Genomic DNA, 26394 nt, shown 5'->3' with positions numbered 1-26394 from the left:
TAATATTAATTATTGTACAAATTATAAATCCAATTTCTAATTTGTACAATATTTTTATGTCTTGGTCCTCTAGAAACTCAAAATTTTCTACATACCTAATGACAAAATTAAAATAACGATATATTATTTAATATACTCGTTTTATTTGAAAAATTGGCGGCGTTGTTTCATATTTTTTAATCCTCACGTATTAAGTATAAGCTGCGGTCAAAAAATATGAAACTCCTTGCTCTTTTCCAAATAAAACTTCGTCTATAATTTATCAAGGAAATTATGAGTGCAGATACTAATATTAGCGATGGTTTAGAAGTCGCTGTACAAGATCATTTATCGATTTTTTCTTTAATAAGTTCATCTGATATTATCGGTAAGTCAGTTATGCTAATGCTGCTTATCGCTTCTATTTGGTCGTGGGCTATCATTCTGGATAAAGTATTTAAGCTAATGCAAGTGCAACGAAAAATGCGAGCATTTGAAAATACTTTTTGGTCAGGTGGTGTTTTAGAGCAGCTATATGATAGCATAAAAAGGTCAGTTAATAATCCGCTAGCTTTAATATTCGTCTCAGCTATGGATGAGTGTAAAAGTATAAATACTAAGGGACTTCCTGAGCTATTAAAAAATAATCATAAAGAGCGTATTACAAATACTATGTATCTTGCTCAAAACAGAGAAATCGAAAAACTTGAGAAGAACTTAAGCTTTTTAGCAACTGTCGGCTCTAGTAGTCCTTTTATTGGGCTATTTGGTACTGTTTGGGGAATTATGCATAGTTTCCAGTCGATCGCTACTTCTAAAAATACCTCGCTTGCTGTAGTAGCCCCTGGTATTGCTGAAGCGTTACTTGCAACCGCAATAGGCTTATTTGCAGCTATTCCTGCTGTAATTTTTTATAATTATCTTATTTCCCGTATTACTCTGATCAATAATAAAATGGAAGATTTTATTAGCGAGTTAAACTCCATACTTTCTAAGGCAATAGATCAGGAGAAAATGTAATGGCTATTAAGCTTGCTGGAAGTAATAGAAAAAGTAAAAGAGATGTAGTTAGTGAAATCAACGTTACGCCGCTTGTCGATGTAATGCTTGTGTTACTAATTATTTTTATGATCACTTCCCCAATGTTAGTTTCAGGTGTAAATGTCGACTTACCTGAAACAAATTCAAGCCCAATTTCAGGACAAGATGAGCCTTTAGTTGTTACTATTAATAATAAAGGGGAAGTTTTATTGCTTGAAACACCTATTGAAAGAAAGCATTTAACTGATAAGCTTGTAAATATCACTAAAGAGAAAAAAGATACTAGGATTTTTGTGAGAGGTGATAAAAACGTTTCTTATGGTGAAGTGGTAGAAGTAGTATCAGAAATTCATGCAGCCGGATTTTCTCGTGTAGCTCTTATTTCAAATATTAAAAATAATGAAAAGTAACGATATAAACAATAAGGATAATTTCACAGTTTTCCTTAGCTGCTCTATTGCACTGCACTTACTTCTTTTATATTTTTTTCTATTTGGTATGCCATCTCTTTTTGAAAAATTACCAGAAGAACAAACCATAACTTTTGAAATGTTGCCTATTAGTGAAAAAGCTAATATCATAACGCAAACGAAGCAAAAAGAAGCTCCGATAGAGAACGAAGATGCTAAAAAATCAGAGCAGACTAAACCTAAAGAAGAGAAGCCTAAAGATTTACCTAAAGAGGAAAAAGCAAAAGAACCTGAAACTAAACCGGTAGAATCAAAGCCAAAAATAGAAGAAAAAAAGCCGATAGAGGAAAAAAAACCAGAAGAAGTAAAGGAAGCACTACCTGAGAAAAAAGAGGAAATAAAAGAAGAAAAGCCTAAAGAAGAAGAAAAAAAACAGGTAGAAGAAGTAAAAAAAACTGAAGAAAAGAAAGAAGCTAAGGGAGTTTATTCAGAAGGATTACCTCTTTCAGATAATGAAAGTTCATCAATAAAGCGTCAAATTGAAAGAAATTGGAGCAACATTCCGGCAGGTGCTAGGGGTAATAAGAATCTAATAATATTTATTCAAATTGTTTTAGATAAAGCAGGTAATGTAGAACAGGCAAAAGTTGTAGAAAAAATTTGCCCTGGTATTCCAAGTAGTATTTGCGAAGCATTAGCAAATAGTGCAGTTAGGGCAGTATGGAAAGCAAGCCCTATCGAAAACCTTGACCCTGCAAGATTTAATCATTGGAAAGAGTTTAAGTTTACCTTTAATCCAGGTAAGTTGTAATCTGTCATCTAGTTGCTGGCATTGCCTGCGTGGATCATTTTCCCCTGTCATCCCGTGAATAAATCACGGGATGACTACCTTAGGGCGTTTTTCGATCCACGCAGGCAATCCTAGCCACGAGGTGACGCCACCACACAAAGGAGTAATTTAGTGAAAAACATTATATATTTTGTTTTACTATTTTTTAGTGTTAATAGCTATGCTATTGAGACAATCAATATTGAATATGGAACGGCTGACCCCACTCCGATAGCGGTGAATAATTTTGAGGCTGATTCTGCTTCAGATAATACAGTAGGTCATGAAATAGTGAAAGTTATATCTAATGATCTAAAACTTTGTGGGTTGTTTCGTCCTATTTCTTCGGCTTCTTTTATAGAAGAAAAAACTGGTATTGGATATAAACCGCTTTTTGCTGCATGGCGTCAAATTAATGCTAGTTTACTGGTTAACGGGGCAGTAAAAAAGCTTGAAAATGGTAAGCTTAGAATTAGTTTTATATTATGGGATACATTGCTTGAAAAACAGCTCGGCGGTGAAGTACTTGAACTACCTGAAAATTTATGGCGAAGAGCAGCCCATAAAATTGCTGATAAAATTTATGAAAAAATCACAGGTGATAATGGTTATTTTGATAGTAAGATAATATATGTAGCTGAAAGCGGTCCTGATTTAAAAAAGGTAAAAAGAATTGCTTTAATGGATTATGATGGGGCTAATAATCGATATATTACCGATGGTAAATCGTTAGTTCTGACGCCAAGATTTTCTGGTTCAGCAGATAAGATTTTTTATGTTTCCTATGCTACTAAAAGACGAACTCTTGTTTATGAAAAGGATTTAAAAACAGGCAAAGAAAGTATAGTTGGCGATTTTGCTGGAATATCCTTTGCACCAAGATTTGCCCCTGATGGTAAAAAAGCTGTAATGTCTATAGCTAAGAACGGCTCAACTCATATTTATGAGATTGACCTTGCAACAAAAAGGCTTCATAAACTGACTGATGGTTTTGGCATTAATACTTCCCCGAGCTACTCACCGGACGGACGTAGAATTGTTTTTAATTCTGATAGAAATGGTGTTCCTCAACTGTATATAATGAATTCTGATGGTAGCAATGTCCAACGTATTAGCTTTGGTGGTGTTTCTTATATGGCTCCCAGCTGGTCGCCTCGAGGGGATTATATAGCATTTACTAAAATTATTAGAAGTTCAGAAGGTAAAACTTTTAATATCGGTGTTATGAAGCCATATCCGCAAGATGATAAAAATAGTGAAAGAGTAATAGCAAGTGGTTATTTAGTCGAAAGCCCTTGTTGGTCGCCTAATGGACGGGTTATTATGTTTGCTAAAGGTTGGCCATCAAACGGAAAATCTTCTGGCAAAAATAGAATCTATGCAATTGATTTAACTGGTCATAACGAGCGAGAAATCAAAACCCCTGGTGATGCGTCCGATCCTGAATGGTCAAATTTACTAAATTGACATCTAACTTTTGAAGTAGCTGCAGTATACCTTTAATACTTCAAGATTTGGCAAGCCAAGTTTCGGGATTCGTCTTTGCTCACGTAGTTTATCTACGTTCCGCAGACTCACCGCTTATTTGACTTACCAACTTTTGAAGTGGCACCGTCAAGTTAAGTAAATTAGTGTCACAAAGTACTATATTTTTAGATTTCAGACAGCAAGAAGTCTTTGAGTAGCTTCATCCCAAATGGATTTAGCGGACGCAAATGCAATTCTTTGCTCAGATGCTGTTTTAGTATATCTTCCAACATTTACAGCAAATATATTTCTGACTTTTCCCATCAGTGATAATGTACATTGTGCTGAATTAGGATGCTTAAATTTAATCAGTATCTGCTCTTTTCTCCTAGTTGGCTGATGGGCATTCTCAATCCGATTATTTAGTCTTTTATCGGTACGATGCTTAGTCCTAGGACACATATACCTAACTGGTTTAATGTAGCTTTTTAGCTTATCAGTCACAATAACCCTTGGACATGGATAATTACCCAATAATCTTGATAAAAAGCGAATAGCTGATTTCTTGTTACGACGCTTCTGCAGTAATACTTCTAATTCATGTCCCTCAGAGTCAACAGCTCTCCATAATATGAATACTTCACCTTTGATTTTGATATTCATCTCATCCAAATGCCATTTATCAGTTGGCTTTCGCTCTCTCTTACTAATAACATCTTGAAAATAAACTACAAACTTATAACACCAAAACCTTACAGTCTCATGACTTAATATAATACCTCGATAAGCCATCTGCTCTTGAACATCTCGGTAACTATTATTAAAGCGATGATATAACCATACTGTATGGCTAATAATGCTTGCTGGAAAACGATGTCTATTCGGGGCTTGAGTAATATGCATAGCGGTAAAATCTAGGATAAATTGTTACTGCTATTCTATAAATCATTCCCTGTAATTGCTCAATACTTAATTTATACCTCCCTTAACTTGACGGTGCCATCTAGAGCAAAATCATTCTCATCATAGATGAAAATTTTAATTAATTTGAGGTAGGATAAAGTACCAAAAATAATAGAGCGAAATAAACCCAAATAGGATTTTGGTAATTGTTTATCAACAAAACTTCAAATAAGTCAATCTGATTTTGTAAGTCTTATTTAATGGATTGGTGTAGAGAAATACCAAAATGATAAGTACAGCTATGTATAATAATAGGTCAATGAGTAGATAGCAGTTTATAAAAATCAGCCGCTAAGAAAAGCGATCCGGTTATTATGATATTTGCTTTATTATCGCCATTTATTTTTTTTATGTCCATAATTGCTTCTTCAAGACTTTCACTAGCAGCAAAATCAATACCAGTTTTACTTGCCTCTAAGGCTATTATCTCAGCATTATAGCTTAATGTTTCAGATAAAACTTTAATACCATAACCTTTAGTTATCAAACCTTTGAAGTAAGCACAAAACTCTTCTATATTGCGGTTTTTAGTCATACCGAGTATTAAATATATCGGTGATTTTAAATTATCACGAATCCACGCTGTTAAGGCTTGGGCTCCACTATTATTATGAGCTCCATCCACCCAAATTTGTACGTTATCACCTATTAATCTAGAATATTTTTGCGGATTAATTTTCTCGATTCTAGCAGACCAAATAGTATTTTGCAGACCTTTAGCAATAGCCTCATTATTAATATTAAATTGTTTATTAATAAGACTTATTAGTGCAATAACACTGGCTGCATTGATCAACTGATGATCACCAACTAAAGAGGGAGTAGGGAATTCATGTGTAAAATTTCGTGATGAGTAAATAAATCCGTTATCCGTTTTCTGTATACCGAAATCATACTCATAACAAAAGGTGGGAACTGCTAAATTTTCTGCCTTTGCAAATAATATTTCATGAACTTCGGGAACTTGTACGCTTACAACACAAGGTACACCCTGCTTCATAATGCCAGCTTTTTCAAAAGCTATTAGCTGCAAGGTTGACCCTAGCACATGCATATGATCATATGAAATAGGGGTAATTAACGTAATTAACGGCTGATCTATTACATTTGTTGCATCAAATCTACCGCCGAGTCCTGTTTCTAAAATTAATATATCAGCTTTATTATTCGCAAATGCTAGAAAAGCGGCAGCTGTCGTTCCTTCAAAAAAACTAGGTTCAATATTAAATTTCTCACTTACTACCCTTACATGTTCACAAACTTGCCATAATTCATTATCTGAGATTTTCTCACTAGCTACTATAATTCGCTCATTAAACTCTAATGAATGCGGGGAAGTATAGCAATGTACTTTATAACCAGCTTGCGTAAAAATGCTTTTAAGCATCGCACTACTTGAGCCTTTGCCGTTCGTACCTGCTATATGTATTACAGGAGGGAGCTTTAAATGAGGGTTACCTAAAGCTTTTAAAAGGCTATTTATGTTTTCAAGGTCATATTTAATTTGGTTTTTCCAGTTTGGTTTTGGTACTGGAAAATGCGGCATGAACATTTTTGTTGATTTTTTTGTGAATTTAGTGATTAATCTATAAAAGCTTTAATGGCTTTAGTTAACTCTTGTATTTGTTCAAGTGATAATTTACCAATTTTTTTCTGAATTTTCTCTTTTTTTATAGCACCACCTTTATCAATCATAATTTGAGATTCTGATACAAGCCCGTTTAGTTTTGTAGGAATCAATAACATACGAGCATCTGAATCATCTGTTAAATGTGTTGTTAAAGGACAAATTAATACACTAGAGCGATTTTTGTTATATTTGTTGGATTGAATAACAACAGCAGGGCGAGGCTTACCATAATCTCCTGCCAGTGCACAAATTATGATATCACCTTTCTCTATATTTATTTCACTCATTAAAAAAATTTACTCTCCAAAATCGTAATTATCTAGCCACAAATCAGATAATTTTTCATTTTCTAATTGTTTAATATCTTTAAACTGTTTAAGAAAATTGTTTACTGCTATATTAAGCAACTGATTTTTACCACAGTGTAATTCTGCAGCTGCCTTTTCAAGTCCTTGAATTAATTTTGGTTCGAGTTCTAAACTAGCTGAAGTGCTATTTGTCATTTTATACCTACACAACATAATTGATAATATAATTATAACATATTATATTATCAATTACATTGTATTTGAATTATATGTTGTTAACATTTCTATATTAAGCTTTTTGAAATATAGCCAATTTTTCAAGTTTATCTAGTATATTTGGCTTTTGGTTTTACTACGTTAATAAGCCCAATTAATAAAGCTGATTTAATTATACCTGGTATTATAAAGGGTAATACACCACCATAAAATGCACCGCTTGCTCCTATAAGTTTAGAAAGCCACATCCAGCCTAAGCTCATAATAATTATATTACCGATTAAACATAAGGTAATTTGATTTAATAGCTTATTATTAATAAAAATTTTATCTTTTAAGCTTGCCATAACGTATACAGCAATTATAAAGCCTGCTAGATATCCAGCGGTAGGACCGAATAATATTCGTAAGCCACTGGAAAATTCTCCAAATACAGGCACTCCTACTGCTCCAAGAGTTACGTAAGATAATATCGTTAAAGGGGCTGTGGTCTTATTATATGTAAGCCCGATAAACATAACTGCAACGGTTTGCAATGAAATAAATATCGGCTTCATAGGTATTATTATTTGCGAACAAATAGCAAGTAATGCTACCCCTAAAGCTATTTCTATTGTTTGCCTTTTTAATAATGGAAAAGAGATCGAACTAAGTTGCATAAGCTACCTCATATTTGATTTTTAAGTAAGTAACTAAATAGAATGATATGGGGTCGTTGTCAATAAACGAAAATAATTATTTTAGTTTTCTTCCACAGAATCTAAATCAAGCTTTTTATACATTTCTTGATAAGAAGAATATTCATTTATGTTTAAGCCATTAACTGATTCTTCTAATATTTTGATGGATTCTGCATTCAGTTCCTTTTCTTGTTTTTTCTTATTATACATAATACTGTATTTTTATAGCTGACATAAGCTTTTAGAAATCTAAATCTGTATAATAGCTTGGTGGAGTAAAGCCTGGGATTCTATCTTGCAATAATAATCTAAAAGCGGGTCTTGATTTAATGAGCGAATACCAATGTTTAATAACAGTCCATTTATCCCAATAAATTTCACTAAAATAATCAAGTACGGATAAATGACAAGCTGCTGCAATATCAGCAATAGTTAGGGAATCTGAAACTATATAACTTCTTTTCTCAAGTAAGCTAGTCATATATTCTAGGTGATAATTTAGGTTATTTTTTGCAGCACGTAAAAATTCAGTTCTTGGACTGCTCATTTTAGCGATTGATCTTATAACTTTTTCATCGATAATAATTTTAGTAACTTCACGATAGAACTTATCATTAAACCAAAAGAATAATCGCCTGATTTCACAACAAACATCTACATCCTCATCTAAAAAATTAAAATTTGGATATTTGCTATGAAGATATTCTACCAAAGGATAAATACCAACTACCGATAAGCCATATTGCTCTTCCAGAACAGGTAACGTTCCAGCAGGGTTTATTTTTAGGAATTCTTTATTAAACTGCCAATAATCTTCTTTAATTGTAGTAAATTGTATATCTAATTCTTTTAAAAAGACACGAGCTTGTCTTGAGATGGGACAGATAGGATAATGATATAATTTCTTCATTATGGGTTTAACATATATATTTATGTTCTTAGTGTCATCCCGTGGCTTGACCACGGGATCCAGCATAAAGCGAGATAAATTGAGCTTTTAATATAGCGAAAAAATTATTTTATAATTTTTAACTGGATCCCGTGGACAAGCCACAGGATGACAGAATAAGGTCTATAAGCCAGATTCTGTACGAACTATAAATAGCTCGTTGTAGTTATTTATCTAGGATAAACGTTATCGTTTACCTCAAGCAATCTACCCGCATTACAAACCAGTTAGAGATACCCGGGAGCTTATAAAAGCTCTGTAACGCCTATTTGATTTTGCTCTTGGTGGGGTTTACCATGCGTAACTTGTTACCAATTTACCGGTGTGCTCTTACCACACCTTTTCACCCTTACCCTACTCGATTAACTTGAAAAATTGGCGTCGTCGTCTTTGTAGCCTCTTCGGTACTCACGTACTTTTGTACGCTCCGTTCCGAAAGTCTACAGACTCCTAGCTCTTTTCCAAGTTAATCTTCGTATATATACATATATATACCAGGGCGGTTTATTTTCTGCGGCACTTTCCCTAAAGTAATATTACTCCGCTGGGCGTTACCCAGCACCATACCTCTATAGAGTCCGGACTTTCCTCGTAATTTTTTAAAAATCACGCAACTACACGACCTATTTAGATTATGCTAAATTTTCACAAATTAGTCAATATTTACTATTAACAATAATTTAACGTTGCCACTATTATTAGCATAATGTATAAATAGGGTTTAAGTTCCAAATACCATCAATAGACATCTTTCGAAACTTACTTATAGGGAGGAATTTAAAGGAGACGCGGAACGCAGAACCACAGCGTACATAAAAGTACGTGAGGATTCGAGTATCGAATCGACGTATAAATTACCCCTAGAAGTAGGGTTTGGGAAGATGTCTAATAATTATTAGCAAATTTTATATATATATGAAAAAATTAATTTACTATTTTGGTAGTAACGGTAGCGATGGGAACACTAGTATGAAAGATATACTTGGTAATAAAGGAGCTGGGCTTGCTGAAATGTCTAACTTAAAATTACCTATACCTGACGGCTTTACTATCACCACTGAACTTTGTAACTATTTTTATACTCATGATAATAGCTTTCCTAAAAATTTTAGACATGAGCTAAAAACAGCTGTAGAAAAACTTAAAATCACAACTGGCAAAATTTTTGGAAGCACTAAAAATCCTTTATTATTATCAGTAAGATCTGGTTCTATTGTTTCAATGCCTGGTATGATGGATACTATACTTAATCTTGGGATGAATGATGAAGTTTGTGCAGCTCTTGGTGAAGTTTATAAGAACAAAAGATTTGCTCTTGATAGCTATAAAAGATTTTTAGAAATGTATGGAGCAACTGTTTTATCCATACCAAGTGATTTATTTGAACAAATTTATGAAAGACATAAGATTCAAGCCGATATTTATAGAGATAGCGATGTTACGCCAGAATTATTAGAAAAAATCATTGAAGACTTTAAAAAATTACATGTAAAATATGCAGAAAAGTTAATAATCGATCCTTACGAACAGTTAGAATCGGCAATTAAAGCAGTACTGAATTCTTGGATGAGTAACAGAGCAGTTATATATAGAAAAATCAACAATATTTCCGAAAGCTTTGGCACTGCTATCAATATACAATCTATGGTTTTTGGTAATTTAAGCAAAACTTCAGCAACAGGAGTTATTTTTACTAGATCACCCTCTACAGGTGAAAAAAAGCTTTTTGGTGAATTTTTGATAAATGCTCAAGGCGAAGATATAGTATCAGGCACTAGAACACCTTTGCCTATTATTTCTGATGATTCAAATTCCATGAAAGCAACAATGCCGAAAGTTTTTGATGAATTATCAAAAATTTCTGAAACATTAGAAAAGCATTATCTAGATATGCAAGATATAGAGTTTACTATAGAAAACAGCAAGCTTTATATATTACAAACTCGTACAGCTAAAAGAACTGCCATTGCTGCTATAAAAATTGCTGTACAAATGGTGGAAGAAAAGCTGATCTCTAAAGAGCAGGCTTTAATGCGAATCGATCCTGAGTCGTTAAACCAATTACTGCACACTCGTATAGATTATAGCAAAGGTCTTACATCTATTGCGGATGGATTACCTGCCTCCCCAGGAGCGGCAACTGGTATTATCGTATTTTCACCTTATGATGCTGAAAAACTATCACATCACCATAAGGTGATTTTAGTAAGGCACGATACTAGTCCTGAAGACATTAACGGCATGCATGTTTCCTCAGGTATTTTAACAATACGAGGCGGTATGACTTCACATGCTGCGGTTGTAGCAAGAGGTATGGGCAAGCCCTGCGTTTGCGGAACTAATAATTTAGTAATAGATGAGAAAAAACAAACATTAACAGCTGGCGATCTGGTACTTAAACAAGGCGACATTATCACAATTGATGGCGGTACAGGGAAAGTTTTCTTAGGAGCAATGCCATTAATTCAACCTACTTTTAGTGAAGAATCAAAACTAATTTTAGAATGGGCGGATGAGACAAGTAAACTAAAAATTCGTACCAATGCCGAAACAGTAAGTGATGCTTTAGTATCCGTAAAATTTGGGGCTAAAGGCATCGGTTTATGTCGTAGTGAACATATGTTCTTTGATAAAAACAAAATTCCTCTAGTACGGGAAATGATTATTGCTCCTGATATAGATAGAAGAAAGCTTGCAGTGCAGAAATTACTACCTCTTCAAACACAGGACTTTAAGGCTTTATTTAGAGTGATGGGCGATAAACTGGTAAATATTAGATTACTTGATCCACCATTGCATGAGTTTTTACCTACAACTGAGGAAGATAAGAAAAATCTAGCAAGTAGTTTAAATTTGCCATTATCAATGATTAATCAACGTCTACATGCTATGCATGAGGTAAACCCTATGCTTGGTCATCGTGGTTGTAGACTTGGTATCTGCTCACCAGAAATTTATCAGATGCAAGTTGAAGCAATCTTTACAGCTATTTTTGAGCTCCATAAAGAAGAAAATATTGAATGCAAATTAGAATTAATGATTCCTTTAATTAGTAACGTTAATGAAATCAAGAAGCTTAAAGGTGATATTTATGAAATGATTCATGAGCTAGAAGAGCGTTATGAGCATAAATTTTCTTTTAGTTTAGGTACAATGATTGAGTTACCAAGAGCAGCACTTAACAGTAAAAAGATAGCTGAAGAAGTTGATTATTTTAGCTTTGGTACTAATGATTTAACCCAAACTACATATGGAATTTCCAGAGATGATATAGCCTCTTTCTTACCTTATTATTTAGAAGAAAGAATTTTTGAGTCCGATCCATTTACTACGCTAGATGAAGAAGGAGTAGGAGAATTAATTGAGATTGCCATAAAACGAGGAAAAAGCAGCAACCCTAGCTTAAAGCTTGGTGCTTGTGGCGAACATGCAGGACATCCTGCTTCTATAGAATTTTTTCACAGAATGAATTTGGATTATGTTTCCTGCTCCCCTTATCGTATTCCAATCGCACGAATCGCCGCCGCACAAGCTAAAATTAAACATGGATAGTCTTTTTGTCATTGCGAGGGGCACCGTCAAGTTAAGGGAGGTATAAATTAAGTATTGAGCAATTACAGGGAATGATTTATAGAATAGCAGTAACAATTTATCCTAGATTTTACCGCTATGCATATTACTCAAGCCCCGAATAGACATCGTTTTCCAGCAAGCATTATTAGCCATACAGTATGGTTATATCATCGCTTTAATAATAGTTACCGAGATGTTAGCAGATGGCTTATCGAGGTATTATATTAAGTCATGAGACTGTAAGGTTTTGGTGTTATAAGTTTGTAGTTTATTTTCAAGATGTTATTAGTAAGAGAGAGCGAAAGCCAACTGATAAATGGCATTTGGATGAGATGAATATCAAGATCAAAGGTGAAGTATTCATATTATGGAGAGCTGTTGACTCTGAGGGACATGAATTAGAAGTATTACTGCAGAAGCGTCGTAACAAGAAATCAGCTATTCGCTTTTTATCAAGATTATTGGGTAATTATCCATGTCCAAGGGTTATTGTGACTGATAAGCTAAAAAGCTACATTAAACCAGTTAGGTATATGTGTCCTAGGACTAAGCATCGTACCGATAAAAGACTAAATAATCGGATTGAGAATGCCCATCAGCCAACTAGGAGAAAAGAGAAGATACTGATTAAATTTAAGCATCCTAATTCAGCACAATGTACATTATCACTGATGGGAAAAGTCAGAAATATATTTGCTGTAAATGTTGGAAGATATACTAAAACAGCATCTGAGCAAAGAATTGCATTTGCGTCCGCTAAATCCATTTGGGATGAAGCTACTCAAAGACTTCTTGCTGTCTGAAATCTAAAAATATAGTACTTTGTGACACTAATTTACTTAACTTGACGGTGCCTTATTTTTATATTATTATACTAAATAATCAACCAGTTAATTTTTCAAATATGCTTTTAGAATATAAAGTTACTGTTTCTGAAAATGGTAGAATAAATATCCCAACAAAAATTCGTGATCAGTTGCATATTTCTTCAGGGGATCAATTGATGTTAGTTTTTGATAAGGAGTTAAAACTTATTCCTTTGAAAAGTAAAATTAGAGCATTTCAAGAATTAGTAAAATCTAAAAATAAAAATAATATATCTTTAGTTGACTCGCTAATTAAATCGAGAAAAGAAGAGTTTGATAATGATTTTCCTAATTAAATGTCCCTACTTCATGCTACTATCTTAACTGTTTTTCCTGAAATGTTTCCTGGTACTTTAGGGCATTCTTTGGGTGGGCAAGCTCTGCAAAAAAATATTTGGTCATATGATGTTATCAATATCTGTGATTTTGGTTTAACCAAGCATAAAAATGTTGACGATGAAGCTTATGGCGGCGGCGATGGCCTAATAATGCGTCCTGACGTGCTGGGTAATGCCATAGATCATGCCTTATCTTTAAATCCAAAAGCTAAAATTTACTATCCCTCACCTCGTGGTAAAGTCTTTACACAAGGCTTTGCTAAAGAGATATTACAGGATACAAATATTATATTCTTGTGCGGACGTTACGAAGGGATTGACGAACGTATAATTGAAGAGTATAATATAACCGAAATTAGTGTAGGCGACTACATTTTATCCGGCGGGGAAATACCCACTCTCACCATTCTTGATTGCTTAATTAGGCTACTGCCTGGGGTTTTAATGAACCAGAATACCCTTTCTTCTGAGTCTTTTGAGAAAGACGGGGAATTTGAGGGAGGGCTTGAATGCGGCTTATATACAAGACCTGAAGTTTGGCGTAACCGAAAAGTGCCGAGTGTTTTATTATCCGGTAATCATAAATTGATTAATAAATGGAAAAAAGAACAGTCGCTTATGATTACAAAATTACGTCGTCCGGAATTATTAAAAGATTTATAGAGACAAGGAAAGGAGTTAACAAATGAATATTATTGACCGCTTTGAACAGGAAAACATTTCAAAGCTTATTGAAAATAAAAAAATTCCTGATTTTAAAGCTGGTGATACAGTTAAAGTTACCGTAAAAATAGTTGATAGATCAGTTGAGAAAGATGGTAAAGAAAAGCTGACTGAAAGATTCCAAGCTTATGAAGGTGTGGTTATTGCTAAAAGAAATCGTGGCATTACCTCTTCGTTTTTAGTGCGTAAAATTAGCCATGGTGAGGGTGTTGAGAGACGCTTCATGACTTATTCACCAGTAGTACATGCTATTGATGTAGTAAAATATGGTATAGTTCGTCGTGCTAAACTTTACTATTTAAGAGAGAGAAGTGGTAAATCAGCGAGAATTAAAGAAAGACATATGCATATTGCTAAAAAGCCTAAAGTTAAAATAGCTGAGGCTGTTTAATCTTATTCGTTATTTCCGCTGCATGGATCAGTTTTTTCGTCATAAGCTATGCGACTGTAAGGAGCGTGGCAATCCAAAAAAGAGGGTCTGTCAGATTTTTTGTGTAAGTACGATTTCTCCATTTGCCCAATTTTGTAAATTAGTATCACAAAGTATAGCAAATTGATTTAAAGCCATCGCCCAATTCTTAATAGGCATTGTCCATTTTTTAGAGGCATTTGTCAACGCCAAAAAGATTATTTTCTGAATCGATTTGTTATCTGGAAATACTCCTTTATTTTTAATAATTTTACGAATTTGACGGTTAGTGGATTCAATAGCATTAGTAGTGTAAATCGCCTTCCTAATGTCTTCCGGAAAGCTAAAAAATGGAGCTATGCCAGACCAATTTCGTTGCCATATGTCAAAAATAACTGGATATTTTTCATCCCATTTTTTGGCAAAGTTTTGTAATTCTCTTAATCCCTCTGCTTCATTTATTGCAGAATAAACTGCTTTTAAATCAGCTGTTACCGCTTTTAGATCTTTGTATGATACGTATTTTACAGAATTTCTTACCATATGAACAATACACAACTGCACTATCGTCTTTGGAAAAATGCTATTTATCGCCTCTGGAAAACCCTTAAGACCATCAACACATGCAACATATATTTGTGCAACTCCTCGATTCTTCAGTTCTGTTACTACCTGCATCCAAAATTTACACCCTTCATTCTTGCCTATCCAAATTCCTAATAGCTCTTTCTTGCCATCCATATTCACTCCAATAGCTAGATAAACCGCTTTATTTATTATTACATGATTATCTCTTGCCTTAACATGAATACAATCTAAGTACATTATAGGATATACATTATCAAGTGCTCTATTCTGCCAAGCAGTTACTTCCTCTAAAATACCATCAGTTACCTTGGCACCGTCAAGTTAAGTAAATTAGTGTCACAAAGTACTATATTTTTAGATTTCAGACAGCAAGAAGTCTTTGAGTAGCTTCATCCCAAATGGATTTAGCGGACGCAAATGCAATTCTTTGCTCAGATGCTGTTTTAGTATATCTTCCAACATTTACAGCAAATATATTTCTGACTTTTCCCATCAGTGATAATGTACATTGTGCTGAATTAGGATGCTTAAATTTAATCAGTATCTTCTCTTTTCTCCTAGTTGGCTGATGGGCATTCTCAATCCGATTATTTAGTCTTTTATCGGTACGATGCTTAGTCCTAGGACACATATACCTAACTGGTTTAATGTAGCTTTTTAGCTTATCAGTCACAATAACCCTTCGACATGGATAATTACCCAATAATCTTGATAAAAAGCGAATAGCTGATTTCTTGTTACGACGCTTCTGCAGTAATACTTCTAATTCATGTCCCTCAGAGTCAACAGCTCTCCATAATATGAATACTTCACCTTTGATCTTGATATTCATCTCATCCAAATGCCATTTATCAGTTGGCTTTCGCTCTCTCTTACTAATAACATCTTGAAAATAAACTACAAACTTATAACACCAAAACCTTACAGTCTCATGACTTAATATAATACCTCGATAAGCCATCTGCTCTTGAACATCTCGGTAACTATTATTAAAGCGATGATATAACCATACTGTATGGCTAATAATGCTTGCTGGAAAACGATGTCTATTCGGGGCTTGAGTAATATGCATAGCGGTAAAATCTAGGATAAATTGTTACTGCTATTCTATAAATCATTCCCTGTAATTGCTCAATACTTAATTTATACCTCCCTTAACTTGACGGTGCCTTTTTTCTGGATTGCCAAGCTCTCTTCAACCGCATAACCCATGATGTGTTTTTTTAAATTGTACGGTACTAATTATTAATCAAGAATTTTACAATAAAATTGCTTGATTACCTTTGTCTGTTCTTTGATGTTTTTGTTCTATTATTAGGAGTGTTAGACGGTTGCAAATTGCCAAGTCTACTGATAGCTTTGCTATACTGTTGTACTTTTTTTGCTCTGGCATTTGCTATTGATCTAGTAACTTTAGCAGTTTCTAAGAAGATTTGTTGTGGAGTTTGTAACTGATCAATTTGATTATAATGATTTTTAAGAAATTCTTTTTTTACCTTTTCATCAACTCCTTTTAAATCAACATATGATTTATATAATTCTTTCAATTGTGCTTTAGATTCTGCCATTTGCTTATCAGAGGATTTTTTAGAAAGCGATTTGATAGAATCAGTGAAAATACTACCTATCTTTTTAAGAGTATTAATAGCGGGTGTTGTTATTTTCTTTATTCCATCATAAATTTTACTTAAAGTATTAGCGATAATGTCTAATAATTTTGGTTCTTGTTCTTTAGATATATCAGGAGTATTTGCTATTATATCTCTCATATCATATAGTTTAGTAGTAAAATCCATTAAAGGTATCTTTGTTTCCTTTTCATTTATTTGTTTAACTGCTTTACTAGCCATTTTAGCTTGCGTATCTAAACTATCAGCAATAATTGATTTAGTCTGACGAAAAGTTAAATTTTTTGGTTTATTTATTACAGGCTTCTTAGGTCTGTCTTCTTTTAATCTTTTCAGCCTATCACCCAATTCTTGATTAGGTCTATCACTAAGCTCTTTACTTTTCTTCTCTAATTTAATTTCAGATTCTATTTGCTCTATTAACTTCTCTGCTTCACTGCTAGGCTTTTTGGATGGCACGTAAGGCTTATCTTGCAACTTAGCAAGTCTTGCTTCTAATTCTTCCAATGATGGAATATTATCTCTATCTTGTAATTTTCTTAATCTTGATTCTAGATCTGATATATCAAATGAAGCCATAAATTACCTAATAAATTTTAATGTCTCTGACAGACTAGCATATTATATATAATGTAGTCAATTCCTATACATATAAAATTATTAGTAGAACTCAATATAATTTTTGGTATTAAGGGTTATAGTACTGGACAGTTATTATTCTATGTCATTCTTAGCAACGGCGGGAATCCAGCATAAAACGAGATAAATCGAGCTTTTTATTTAAAGAACTTGCTGTATTTATGCTTTTTTTCCTGGATTCCCGCCTACGCGGGAATGACGTACAAGGTCACCTACCTCTGAATAAAATATAACATTTTTTTAATAATTGTCCGATACTATAATTTAACATATGTGAGGATTATCAGCAAAAGACAAAGACGCCAATTTTTCAAATTCAGCGAGTATATAGCTTCAAGCAATAAGGTTCAGACATTAAATTTGCGAGCGAGATTGCGGAGCGTATATTAAATACGTGAGCACAATCGAGACTCGCTAAATTTGATGTCTGAACCTTATTGCTTGAAGCTATACTTATCCAGCACGTCAGACATAATTTTGCGGGCGATGGGAGCAGCAGCTTTACTTCCGCCGCCTCCATGATCAACAAAGACGGTAATGGAGTAACGAGGGTTATGATAAGGAGCAAAGCCTATAAATAAAGCATGATTACGTCGCTCCCAAGCTATAGAATCACGGCTAAGATCATCGTTAGCATTTGCTTTGCCTTGTACTTGAGAAGTGCCTGTTTTACCAGCAAGCTGTCTATCTTCCCCGAGTATCCTATTATAATAGGCAGTACCACCTGCAACATTCACTGCATTATACAAACTTTCCTGCACTATTTTAATATTTTCAGGATTAATATCAATATTATGATATTCTAGATAATTTTTGACTATTCTTGGTGTATATAATTTACCCATACTTGCAATAGCTGTAATAAACCTTGCAAGCTGGATAGGTGTAACACCTAAATAACCTTGTCCGATTGCTAAATTGAAAGTATCACCTATTGACCAAGGAAGCTTTAGTTTTTTCTTTTTCCATTCCTTTGATGGTACGAATCCTGAACTTTCAGGGGCTAAATCAATACCGGTTTTTGAGCCTAGCCCAAATTTTCTAGCAACCTCAAGAATTTTGTCAGGTCCCACTATCCTAGAGATCTCATACATGTAAGTATTACAGGAATGCTTAAGGGCAGATGACATATCAAGAGTGCCGTGACCAGTATGTTTCCAGCATCTAAAGCTATTAGTACCCAGTACAGAAGTACCGCTGCAAAAAAAAGTCTTGTTTGGCTTAATGCCCATTTCTAATGCTGCAAGTATGGTAATTATTTTAAAAACAGATCCAGGTGGATAAGAATTCTGCACTACTTTATTGATTAGAGGCTTATAAGGATCGTTAGTTAGACTTTGCCAATAACTCTCGGATAATTTGCTAAAATTATTTGATTCAAACGCAGGTGAGGAAGTACAAATTAATACATTGCCGTTTTCAGTATCCATAACTATTGCAGAAGAGCCTTGTGGATTTAGATATTCTTGTATTTTTTGCTGAAGATTTACATCGATATTCAAATGAATATCATTGCCTGATTTACTGGAAACACCAGAGATCTCTCTTATTTGTTTACCATAAGCATTAACTTCAACTTTTTTATAACCGAATTCCCCTCGCAATTTATCATCATAATATTTTTCGATCCCAGATTTACCTATATTAAAATCACTTAAATTATATACGTTCAATCCTTGTTTTTCTTGTTCATTTATCTGCCCAAGATAACCGATTAGGTGAGAAGTCACATTTGAAAAAGGATAGGATCTTAAATATCCTATATCGATAAATATATTAGTTAATTTATGTTTCTGCTCTTCAATTAAAGATACTTGTTGCCAATCAAGTTGATCGAGTATCATCAAAGGCACGTGACGGCTAGACTTCTTAATTTTTTGCTGGATATAATTATATTTTTCTTCGGATAAGTTTAAAACTTTACTAACTATTTCTAGCTCATCTTTATAATTATTATTAATGCTTCGATCTATTAATAGCTGATAGCATGGCTTATTAGTAGCTAGAATATTATTTTCCAAATCGTAAATTCTACCTCTGCTAGGTGGTAAAACAACAAAATTAATACGGTTTTTATCTGATAACGTCTTATATTCCTCGCTTTTCATAAGTTGCAGATAAAACATCCGCATTCCAAGTAAAGATAAAAGCCCAAGTTTACTTGCTCCAATTATAAAAGCACGACGTGAGATTAACTCATTATGTAATATTTTTTTGTTTAGCATGCTTTTTAAAATAACTTAGAGGAGAGTCAAATATAAGACGAATTAAATTATAAGAAAATATAGTTGTTAAATATTGAAATAAAATTGTTAAATATCCATCTATTTCTAACTTTTTTATTGTTACAAGTAAATATTTAAAGTTCAAGATAAATAAACAGTAAACACAAAATACGATGAAATTTACTAAATAATTTTTTACCGCAAAAAATTTTGAAGATAATTTTAAAATTATATAGGCTGATAAAAAAACTAAGGAATTTGTCCCAATAGGCATGGAATTTATTTGATCAAGCAGTAATCCTATCAAAAATATTCCGAGCATATTTAAGGAATATAACGTCATAAAATAATAAATAAATATGATTTCTATTGCAGGGAAAATTCTGCTTTTTATCCCAATTTTATAAGCAAATTCAGGAAATAATATTATAAAAAAACATAATAACGCAAACAGTAATCTAAATACTATTTGTACAGTGTTGTTTATTATTTCTTGTTTTATTTTAAACATGTTAATAAATTTAATTTTGTAACTTCCAATCCGTTATTGCGAAATAGTATTGTTGCGTAGACCCAAAAACATCCTCGATGTCATCCTGCGTAAAGGTTACGTAAATCGTTGACAAGAATTTAAGAAAGCAAAAGGAGTTTGTCCATCTAAAGATTGATGATTACGTATTTCATTATAATAAATTAAATACTAAAATAAGTCATCCTTTATTGTTTGCCAAAACCTTGCCATTTTTTCATTAGTTTAAGGTTTATATGATCTTGTATAACTGTGCGTCTAATAATATCCTCTCAAATGGATGGTTCTTAGAGAACGTAAATTCCGCTCCATTATCACTTAGTATTTTTGTAAATTCTATATTATAATTCTTTTTTATTACATTAAATATTTTCATATTTGAAAACATTATACTCAAGGGCACCGTCAAGTTAAGGGAGGTATAAATTAAGTATTGAGCAATTACAGGGAATGATTTATAGAATAGCAGTAACAATTTATCCTAGATTTTACCGCTATGCATATTACTCAAGCCCCGAATAGACATCGTTTTCCAGCAAGCATTATTAGCCATACAGTATGGTTATATCATCGCTTTAATAATAGTTACCGAGATGTTCAAGAGCAGATGGCTTATCGAGGTATTATATTAAGTCATGAGACTGTAAGGTTTTGGTGTTATAAGTTTGTAGTTTATTTTCAAGATGTTATTAGTAAGAGAGAGCGAAAGCCAACTGATAAATGGCATTTGGATGAGATGAATATCAAGATCAAAGGTGAAGTATTCATATTATGGAGAGCTGTTGACTCTGAGGGACATGAATTAGAAGTATTACTGCAGAAGCGTCGTAACAAGAAATCAGCTATTCGCTTTTTATCAAGATTATTGGGTAATTATCCATGTCCAAGGGTTATTGTGACTGATAAGCTAAAAAGCTACATTAAACCAGTTAGGTATATGTGTCCTAGGACTAAGCATCGTACCGATAAAAGACTAAATAATCGGATTGAGAATGCCCATCAGCCAACTAGGAGAAAAGAGAAGATACTGATTAAATTTAAGCATCCTAATTCAGCACAATGTACATTATCACTGATGGGAAAAGTCAGAAATATATTTGCTGTAAATGTTGGAAGATATACTAAAACAGCATCTGAGCAAAGAATTGCATTTGCGTCCGCTAAATCCATTTGGGATGAAGCTACTCAAAGACTTCTTGCTGTCTGAAATCTAAAAATATAGTACTTTGTGACACTAATTTACTTAACTTGACGGTGCCTTGCGAGGAGATGCGAAGCAGAGGGCGGAGGCAATCTCACCAAATATCCTGAGATTGCACACGTACAAAACTTACAGTTTCTCCTCACAATGACGAAAAACTGGATCACTATATCTAATGTATTTCCATCCAATTATTACCAGCTCTAATTTCGGTAATAATTGGTACATCCATATTGGTAGAATTTTCCATAATTTGCTTGATAATAGGCATTATCGTTTCTACTTCATCTATTGGTGCTTCAAATAATAGCTCATCGTGAATTTGCAACACTAACCTAGTTTTGAGTTTACGCTTCTCTATTTCTCTATCAAGTAGGGTCATCGCTATTTTGATTATATCGGCATTAGTTCCTTGAATCGGGGCATTGATAGCGGCACGCTCGGCAAATTGCTTGAGTCTTTTATCATTAATTAGCGGCACAAAACATTTACGTCCGAAGAAATCAGTAACATATCCATTTGCTTGAGCAAAGCTTTTAGTCGCTTCCATATATTCCTGTACGCCTTTATATTCAGCAAAATATTTTTTGATATATTCAGCAGCTTCGCTATTACTAACATTTAGCTGCTTTGCAAGCCCAAAAGCACTTATTCCGTAAATGATGCCAAAATTTATAGCTTTTGCTTTACGTCTATGTTCGCTAGTTAACTCCTCTTTTTGTAAATTGAAGATCTGACAAGCAGTTTGAGTATGTATATCATCTTTATTAATAAATGCTTGTTTTAAAGCCTTTATATCTGCGATATGGCTTAATATTCTAAGTTCTATTTGCGAGTAATCCGCTGATATTAATTTATAGCCTTGCTCTGCAATAAAAGCTTGCCTGATTTTATTCCCCTCCCCCGACCTAATAGGTACATTTTGCAAATTAGGCTCTTGTGAGCTAAGCCGTCCTGTAGTAGTGGAAGTTTGCAAAAAAGTGGTATGAATCCGGCGAGTTATATTATCTATTTGCTTTGGCAGACTATCAGTATAAGTATTTTTTAGCTTGGTAAGCTGACGCCATCTTAGCAATAAATCAGCGATAGGATAACCCTGTTCGCTAAGCTTTTCGAGTATCTCAGCACCCGTTGAATAGGAATTTGCTTTAGCTGAAGTTTTGCCGAATGGTAATTGCATCTTTTCAAATAAAATTTCACCTAATTGTTTTGGTGAACCAATATTAAACTTCGTGCCGCTTAAAGCAAAAATTTCTTCCTCAAGCTTTAATATTTCTGCTCCAAATTCACTAGATAATTGATTCAAATAATTCGCATCCACCTTTATGCCAGCTTTCTCCATTTTATCTATTACAAAGCAAACAGGTAAGTCGATTTCTTTATAAATTCTAAAAGCCTTGTTATCCTTAAGCTCTATTATAGTTTGCTGATAAAGATCGGTAAAATTAGCTACTATTTTTGCTGCCTCTTCTATTTCTAACGCTTCAAATAAATTCTTTTGCGGCAGACCTGCGGATAGTGCATAATTCATTAGCTCTAAATCCTCGATTGCTATAATTTGCTCTGCCCTACTAGCATAAAATTTCAGCAGAGATTTTAGTGAATAAGTGATTTTTTTTATTGACTGGTCAGTTAGTAAATTAAAAATAATATCTGTAAACCATTCATTATCAGCCTTAGAATTATAAGAAAAAAGATCATTAGCCTCATTTGAGATTTTAATGATATAAGCTTGACTTTTTAGGGATAAAATAAACGCAATATTAGCTCCTTTATTCTGCAACAAATATATGCCAAATATGCCTGCTTTTTTAGCCTTTTCAGCGAAAGCTTCAAGCTCAGCTTTATTACCAATCTCTTTTATCTCTAATACTTTTTCTTCTATTACTTCTTTATGTTCACTAATTTTAATGTCAAATAAATTCTCTGCTCTTTTACACAAAGATTTAAAGCCATATTCATGTAGAAACTCTGTTAATTTATTATGATCAGGTGGCGACCATTCCAAAGCATCTAGCTTAAAATCCATGTCAACATTATAATCCAGCCCAATTAACTGCCATGAAATTAGAGCAGCTTCCTTTGAGTTTTGTAGCGTCTCACGTTGTTTTATGCTTGAAACTTGCTCTAGGGAATTAAAGATATTCTCAACTGTACCAAACTGGGTAATAAGGCTGCTTGCGGTTTTTGGTCCTATTGACGGTACACCAGGGATATTATCCGACTTATCACCGATTAAAGCCATCACCTCACGTAATTTATCAGAAGTAACGCCGAATTTTTCAACAACATTATCTTCTGTAATATATTTGGCTTTTAGCGGATCATATATTTTTACATTGTCATTCATTAATTGCAGTAAATCTTTATCGTAAGATATGACTACTACTTCTTCCCCAATAGAAGCGGTTTTAGCTGCAAAAGTTGCTATGATATCATCAGCTTCAAAACCATTTTTTTCTAAAATTGGGAAGTTTAAATTTCTTGCAACATCACGCACTAATGGCAATTGTGCGATCAAATCCTCAGGCGGTGGTGGACGATTAGCTTTATATTCAGGATAAATTTCATGACGGAAATTTTTCCCGCCGCTGTCAAATACTACTGCTGCATGCTTCGGCTTAAAGTCGTTAAGTAGCTTTAGCAGCATTGATGTGAAGCCATAAAGAGCTCCTACAGGCTCACCTTTTGGGGAAGTTAAACGCTGTTGTGCATAATAGGCTCTGAAAACAAATCCGTATCCGTCTATAAGCAGTAAAGTATTTTTCTTGGTCATTTTGTACGAGGATTAAAGATAAATGATAATATAATAATGAATTAAGACAGTGATTTCAATTTAAGAATTTTACTCCTCTTTTTTTTAATCTCTGCTATATTCTATAAATGCCCTTAGTGTCATCTAGTTGCTTAAATGTCATTCCTGCTTAAGGCTTGCTTGCGTGGACCGAAAAACGCCCTAAGGTAGTCATACCGTGGCTTGGGAACTAGATCCAGAAAATAATAAAAAATACTAATTTTATTAGTATTTTTAACTGGATCCCGTGAATAAATCACGGGATGACAGGGGGGAGAATGATCCACGCAACAAATCCTATTACAGCTAGGAACAGTATTGAACGTTTTTTAAGACCCATATAATAAAACCTACAAAATGCATTATGTTTAAATTACTAAATCCTCATTATTTTGATAAATTGTCAAAAATAGTAATTCCTATATTGGCAATATTGACTTTTCTAACATCGGCTATTGGTCTTTACTTAGGGCTAGTAGTTTCCCCGCCTGACTATCAACAAGGCGAATTCGTACGTATTATGTATGTTCATGTGCCTGCCTCTTGGATGGCACTCGCTATTTATGTCTTTATGGCAGCGTGTAGCTTCAGCTATTTAGTATGGAAAACTACTATGTCATATTTGCTTGCGGTAGCTGCTAGCTATATCGGGACTACTTTCACTCTAATTAGCTTAGTGACCGGCAGCATATGGGGAAAGCCTATATGGGGAGTATGGTGGGTATGGGATGCACGGCTTACTTCAATGTTAATATTATTCCTACTATATTTAAGCTACATTATAATAGTTAATAGTGCAGAAGATATAAGAAAAGCCCAGAACCCTGCTTCTATTATTGCTCTTATTGGGCTTATTAACATACCAATAATAAAATTTTCGGTAAATCTTTGGTATAGCCTGCACCAGCCAGCTAGCGTTTTAAGATTAGGATCGCCAACCATTCACTCATCAATGCTAAAACCTTTAATGATAATGTTTGTAAGTTTTATATTATATTTTTTGTTAATATTATTTTTAAGAACCTCTATATTAATCAACAAAATTAAAAACCGATAAAAAAATGACCTACGCTAACTCAAGTTGCCAATTATTGCATAATTGCCAACTTGGCTTATATATAAGTTGTAGTTTATAATTAAGGTTATATTAACAAACAAAATTAAAAGTAAATAAAAAAATGACCTACGTTGTAACTGATGAATGTGTGAAATGTAAATATACTGATTGCGTTGAGGTATGTCCGGTAGATTGTTTTTATGAGGGTGAGTTTATGCTGGTTATAAATCCAGATGAATGTATAGATTGCGGGGTATGTGTATCTGACTGCCCAATAGATGCAATAAAACCTGAATCACCAGAATTAATTGAATGGGTGGAGCGAGCAAAACATTTTATAGAACATGAGAAATGGCAAGTTATTACTAAGAAAAAACCCGCTCTACCAGATGCTGACAAATTCAAAGATGAAAAAGATAAATTTAATAAATATATTGGTGTATAAAAGGGCTAATTATCTATTTGTGTCTATTTTGTCACAAACTTATCTAAAGTTCTTGTCTTAATCTATTAAAATTATATATTAATCTAGCACTACTAATAATAGTATGTTATACTAACCCTAAAGATAGCTTTTTATTAATTAATTCAAATTATTGAGGTACTAAAAATGAAAAAATTACTTTTAATAGCTGCTACAAGTGCAACAGTTTTATCTTCAGCCCTTTCATTCGCTGATTGCGGGAATGATAGCTGGTACTTAAGAGTAGATGCTGGTGCGGCAATGTTCAATAAAGAAAAGGACAGCCAAACTGGTCTTAAATTAAAATCTAATACAGCTTTTACTGGTGATATCGGTGTTGGTAACTATGTTGCAGAAAATTTCAGAGCTGACTTAACTTTAGGTACTACATTCAGTGGTAAATTAAAGAAGTCTGGTAATGTCAATGGAGTTAATCGTTCATCAAGCCATAAGCCTAATATCACACGTTTACTTATTAATGGTTACGTAGATCTATCTAATTTTGAGATGTTTGATGTTTTTGCTGGTGCTGGTATCGGTGCTACAATGCTGAAAGAAAAAGTTTCATATTCTCAAAATATTAATAATGTTACTGTTTCTAATTCTTATTCAAGCAAAAACACAACTAACCTTGCTTACAAACTAACTTTAGGTGCTTCTTCACAAATTTCTGATGGAGTTAAAGCAGAGTTAGCTTATAGCTGGATAAGTGATGGTAAGGCAAAAGGCGGGACTGTAAAAAATCAAGCAGGACAAAATGTGCAAGTTAAAGGAACACGTTATCAAAGCCATAACCTAACTGCAGGTTTAAGATTTGATATATAATCAAATAATAAGCGATATTTAATAGTTTCAAGTAATTAAAATAACTTTTCTATTACTTGGAACT

Annotated in this window: 27 protein-coding genes, 1 other RNA gene and 2 pseudogenes; 14 read left to right on the top strand and 16 right to left on the bottom strand. The window is 33.5% G+C overall.

Going from position 1 to position 26394, the window contains the following annotated elements:
- Window positions 1-273 precede the first annotated feature (273 nt).
- The 4 genes from tolQ (at window position 274) to tolB (ending at window position 3726) form a co-directional block, all read left to right on the top strand.
- Complete coding sequence (gene tolQ, locus BA173_RS04825; protein ID WP_016947770.1) at window positions 274-999, top strand: protein TolQ; 726 nt, start codon at window positions 274-276, stop codon at window positions 997-999.
- Entirely contained in the window at window positions 999-1430 is a 432-nt protein-coding gene (gene tolR, locus BA173_RS04820) for a protein TolR (RefSeq protein ID WP_016947771.1), read from the top strand. Before tolQ ends, tolR begins: the two co-directional genes overlap by 1 nt.
- Window positions 1420-2241 carry an energy transducer TonB gene (locus tag BA173_RS04815; protein WP_068041981.1) on the top strand — a complete coding sequence of 274 codons (822 nt, stop codon included), beginning with the start codon at window positions 1420-1422 and terminating at the stop codon, window positions 2239-2241. The genes tolR and BA173_RS04815 overlap by 11 nt, the downstream gene beginning before the upstream one ends.
- A gap of 150 nt (window positions 2242-2391) precedes the next feature.
- Complete coding sequence (gene tolB / locus BA173_RS04810) at window positions 2392-3726, top strand: Tol-Pal system beta propeller repeat protein TolB (protein WP_068041984.1); 1335 nt, start codon at window positions 2392-2394, stop codon at window positions 3724-3726.
- 24 nt (window positions 3727-3750) lie between these two features.
- Here tolB and BA173_RS09015 read toward each other — a convergent pair.
- The 9 genes and pseudogenes from BA173_RS09015 to rnpB all read right to left on the bottom strand — a co-directional run.
- Window positions 3751-3853 (bottom strand): annotated as a pseudogene (locus BA173_RS09015) (diaminopimelate epimerase); the annotation flags it as partial.
- 65 nt (window positions 3854-3918) lie between these two features.
- Window positions 3919-4629, bottom strand: a complete 711-nt coding sequence (locus tag BA173_RS04805) for an IS6 family transposase (protein WP_095568312.1) — start codon at window positions 4627-4629, stop codon at window positions 3919-3921.
- Window positions 4630-4945: 316 nt separating this feature from the next.
- Entirely contained in the window at window positions 4946-6241 is a 1296-nt protein-coding gene (locus tag BA173_RS04800) for a bifunctional folylpolyglutamate synthase/dihydrofolate synthase (protein WP_068041790.1), read from the bottom strand.
- A 29-nt stretch (window positions 6242-6270) separates the two neighbouring features.
- Complete coding sequence (locus tag BA173_RS04795) at window positions 6271-6606, bottom strand: type II toxin-antitoxin system PemK/MazF family toxin (RefSeq protein WP_068041793.1); 336 nt, start codon at window positions 6604-6606, stop codon at window positions 6271-6273.
- 9 nt (window positions 6607-6615) lie between these two features.
- Window positions 6616-6822 (bottom strand): hypothetical protein, encoded by a 207-nt coding sequence (locus tag BA173_RS04790; protein WP_016947861.1) that lies wholly within the window; start codon window positions 6820-6822, stop codon window positions 6616-6618.
- A 128-nt stretch (window positions 6823-6950) separates the two neighbouring features.
- The gene (locus tag BA173_RS04785; RefSeq protein ID WP_068041795.1) at window positions 6951-7502 is read right to left on the bottom strand and encodes a biotin transporter BioY; all 552 of its coding nucleotides are present in this window, start codon (window positions 7500-7502) and stop codon (window positions 6951-6953) included.
- 81 nt (window positions 7503-7583) lie between these two features.
- Window positions 7584-7733: a hypothetical protein gene (locus BA173_RS08210; RefSeq protein WP_016947782.1), complete on the bottom strand. Its 150-nt coding sequence runs from the start codon at window positions 7731-7733 to the stop codon at window positions 7584-7586.
- A 31-nt stretch (window positions 7734-7764) separates the two neighbouring features.
- Window positions 7765-8433: a glutathione S-transferase family protein gene (locus tag BA173_RS04780; RefSeq protein WP_016947781.1), complete on the bottom strand. Its 669-nt coding sequence runs from the start codon at window positions 8431-8433 to the stop codon at window positions 7765-7767.
- Between the two features lie 149 nt (window positions 8434-8582).
- An RNA gene (gene rnpB, locus BA173_RS04775) (RNase P RNA component class A) lies at window positions 8583-9102 on the bottom strand.
- A gap of 285 nt (window positions 9103-9387) precedes the next feature.
- On the opposite strand from rnpB, the gene ppdK reads away from it, so the two are divergent.
- From ppdK to rplS, 6 genes are all read left to right on the top strand, one after another.
- Window positions 9388-12024 (top strand): pyruvate, phosphate dikinase, encoded by a 2637-nt coding sequence (ppdK, locus tag BA173_RS04765; protein WP_016948650.1) that lies wholly within the window; start codon window positions 9388-9390, stop codon window positions 12022-12024.
- Window positions 12025-12141: 117 nt separating this feature from the next.
- Entirely contained in the window at window positions 12142-12273 is a 132-nt protein-coding gene (locus BA173_RS08835; protein WP_257789540.1) for a hypothetical protein, read from the top strand.
- The gene (locus BA173_RS04760; protein WP_198387179.1) at window positions 12249-12848 is read left to right on the top strand and encodes an IS6 family transposase; all 600 of its coding nucleotides are present in this window, start codon (window positions 12249-12251) and stop codon (window positions 12846-12848) included. Before BA173_RS08835 ends, BA173_RS04760 begins: the two co-directional genes overlap by 25 nt.
- A gap of 101 nt (window positions 12849-12949) precedes the next feature.
- Window positions 12950-13207, top strand: coding sequence for an AbrB/MazE/SpoVT family DNA-binding domain-containing protein (locus BA173_RS04755; protein ID WP_068042186.1), 258 nt, complete (start codon window positions 12950-12952; stop codon window positions 13205-13207).
- Entirely contained in the window at window positions 13208-13912 is a 705-nt protein-coding gene (trmD, locus tag BA173_RS04750) for a tRNA (guanosine(37)-N1)-methyltransferase TrmD (protein ID WP_068042182.1), read from the top strand.
- Window positions 13913-13934: 22 nt separating this feature from the next.
- Window positions 13935-14363, top strand: coding sequence for a 50S ribosomal protein L19 (gene rplS, locus BA173_RS04745; RefSeq protein ID WP_016947864.1), 429 nt, complete (start codon window positions 13935-13937; stop codon window positions 14361-14363).
- Between the two features lie 90 nt (window positions 14364-14453).
- Here the strand turns inward: rplS and BA173_RS04740 are convergent.
- From BA173_RS04740 to BA173_RS07885, 6 genes and pseudogenes are all read right to left on the bottom strand, one after another.
- Window positions 14454-15281, bottom strand: a pseudogene (locus BA173_RS04740) (IS256 family transposase); the annotation flags it as partial.
- 49 nt (window positions 15282-15330) lie between these two features.
- Window positions 15331-16041: an IS6 family transposase gene (locus tag BA173_RS04735; protein ID WP_095568310.1), complete on the bottom strand. Its 711-nt coding sequence runs from the start codon at window positions 16039-16041 to the stop codon at window positions 15331-15333.
- A 205-nt stretch (window positions 16042-16246) separates the two neighbouring features.
- Complete coding sequence (locus BA173_RS04730) at window positions 16247-17176, bottom strand: hypothetical protein (RefSeq protein WP_016948530.1); 930 nt, start codon at window positions 17174-17176, stop codon at window positions 16247-16249.
- Window positions 17177-17670: 494 nt separating this feature from the next.
- Complete coding sequence (gene mrdA, locus BA173_RS04725) at window positions 17671-19461, bottom strand: penicillin-binding protein 2 (RefSeq protein WP_016948531.1); 1791 nt, start codon at window positions 19459-19461, stop codon at window positions 17671-17673.
- A complete protein-coding gene (locus tag BA173_RS04720; RefSeq protein ID WP_016948532.1) occupies window positions 19436-19972 on the bottom strand; it encodes a hypothetical protein in 537 nt (178 codons plus the stop codon). The genes mrdA and BA173_RS04720 overlap by 26 nt, the downstream gene beginning before the upstream one ends.
- Before the next feature lie 250 nt (window positions 19973-20222).
- On the bottom strand, window positions 20223-20465 hold the full coding sequence (locus BA173_RS07885) for a hypothetical protein (protein ID WP_157738081.1): 243 nt from the start codon (window positions 20463-20465) through the stop codon (window positions 20223-20225).
- Between the two features lie 21 nt (window positions 20466-20486).
- Here BA173_RS07885 and BA173_RS04715 point away from each other — a divergent pair, with 21 nt between their 5' ends.
- Window positions 20487-21197, top strand: coding sequence for an IS6 family transposase (locus BA173_RS04715; RefSeq protein WP_095568243.1), 711 nt, complete (start codon window positions 20487-20489; stop codon window positions 21195-21197).
- A gap of 166 nt (window positions 21198-21363) precedes the next feature.
- Here the strand turns inward: BA173_RS04715 and polA are convergent, their stop codons facing one another.
- Entirely contained in the window at window positions 21364-23967 is a 2604-nt protein-coding gene (gene polA, locus BA173_RS04710) for a DNA polymerase I (protein ID WP_016948533.1), read from the bottom strand.
- A 382-nt stretch (window positions 23968-24349) separates the two neighbouring features.
- On the opposite strand from polA, the gene BA173_RS04705 reads away from it, so the two are divergent.
- The 3 genes from BA173_RS04705 to BA173_RS04695 all read left to right on the top strand — a co-directional run bounded on the left by BA173_RS04705 (window position 24350) and on the right by BA173_RS04695 (window position 26330).
- Window positions 24350-25042, top strand: coding sequence for a heme ABC transporter permease (locus BA173_RS04705; protein ID WP_016948202.1), 693 nt, complete (start codon window positions 24350-24352; stop codon window positions 25040-25042).
- Window positions 25043-25163: 121 nt separating this feature from the next.
- Entirely contained in the window at window positions 25164-25487 is a 324-nt protein-coding gene (fdxA, locus tag BA173_RS04700) for a ferredoxin FdxA (RefSeq protein WP_016948203.1), read from the top strand.
- A gap of 165 nt (window positions 25488-25652) precedes the next feature.
- Complete coding sequence (locus BA173_RS04695) at window positions 25653-26330, top strand: outer membrane protein (RefSeq protein WP_016948204.1); 678 nt, start codon at window positions 25653-25655, stop codon at window positions 26328-26330.
- Window positions 26331-26394: the final 64 nt, after the last annotated feature.

This window comes from Rickettsia sp. MEAM1 (Bemisia tabaci), assembly GCF_002285905.1.
Lineage (GTDB): Bacteria > Pseudomonadota > Alphaproteobacteria > Rickettsiales > Rickettsiaceae > Rickettsia.
This window is presented reverse-complemented; position numbering and strand designations above follow the sequence as displayed.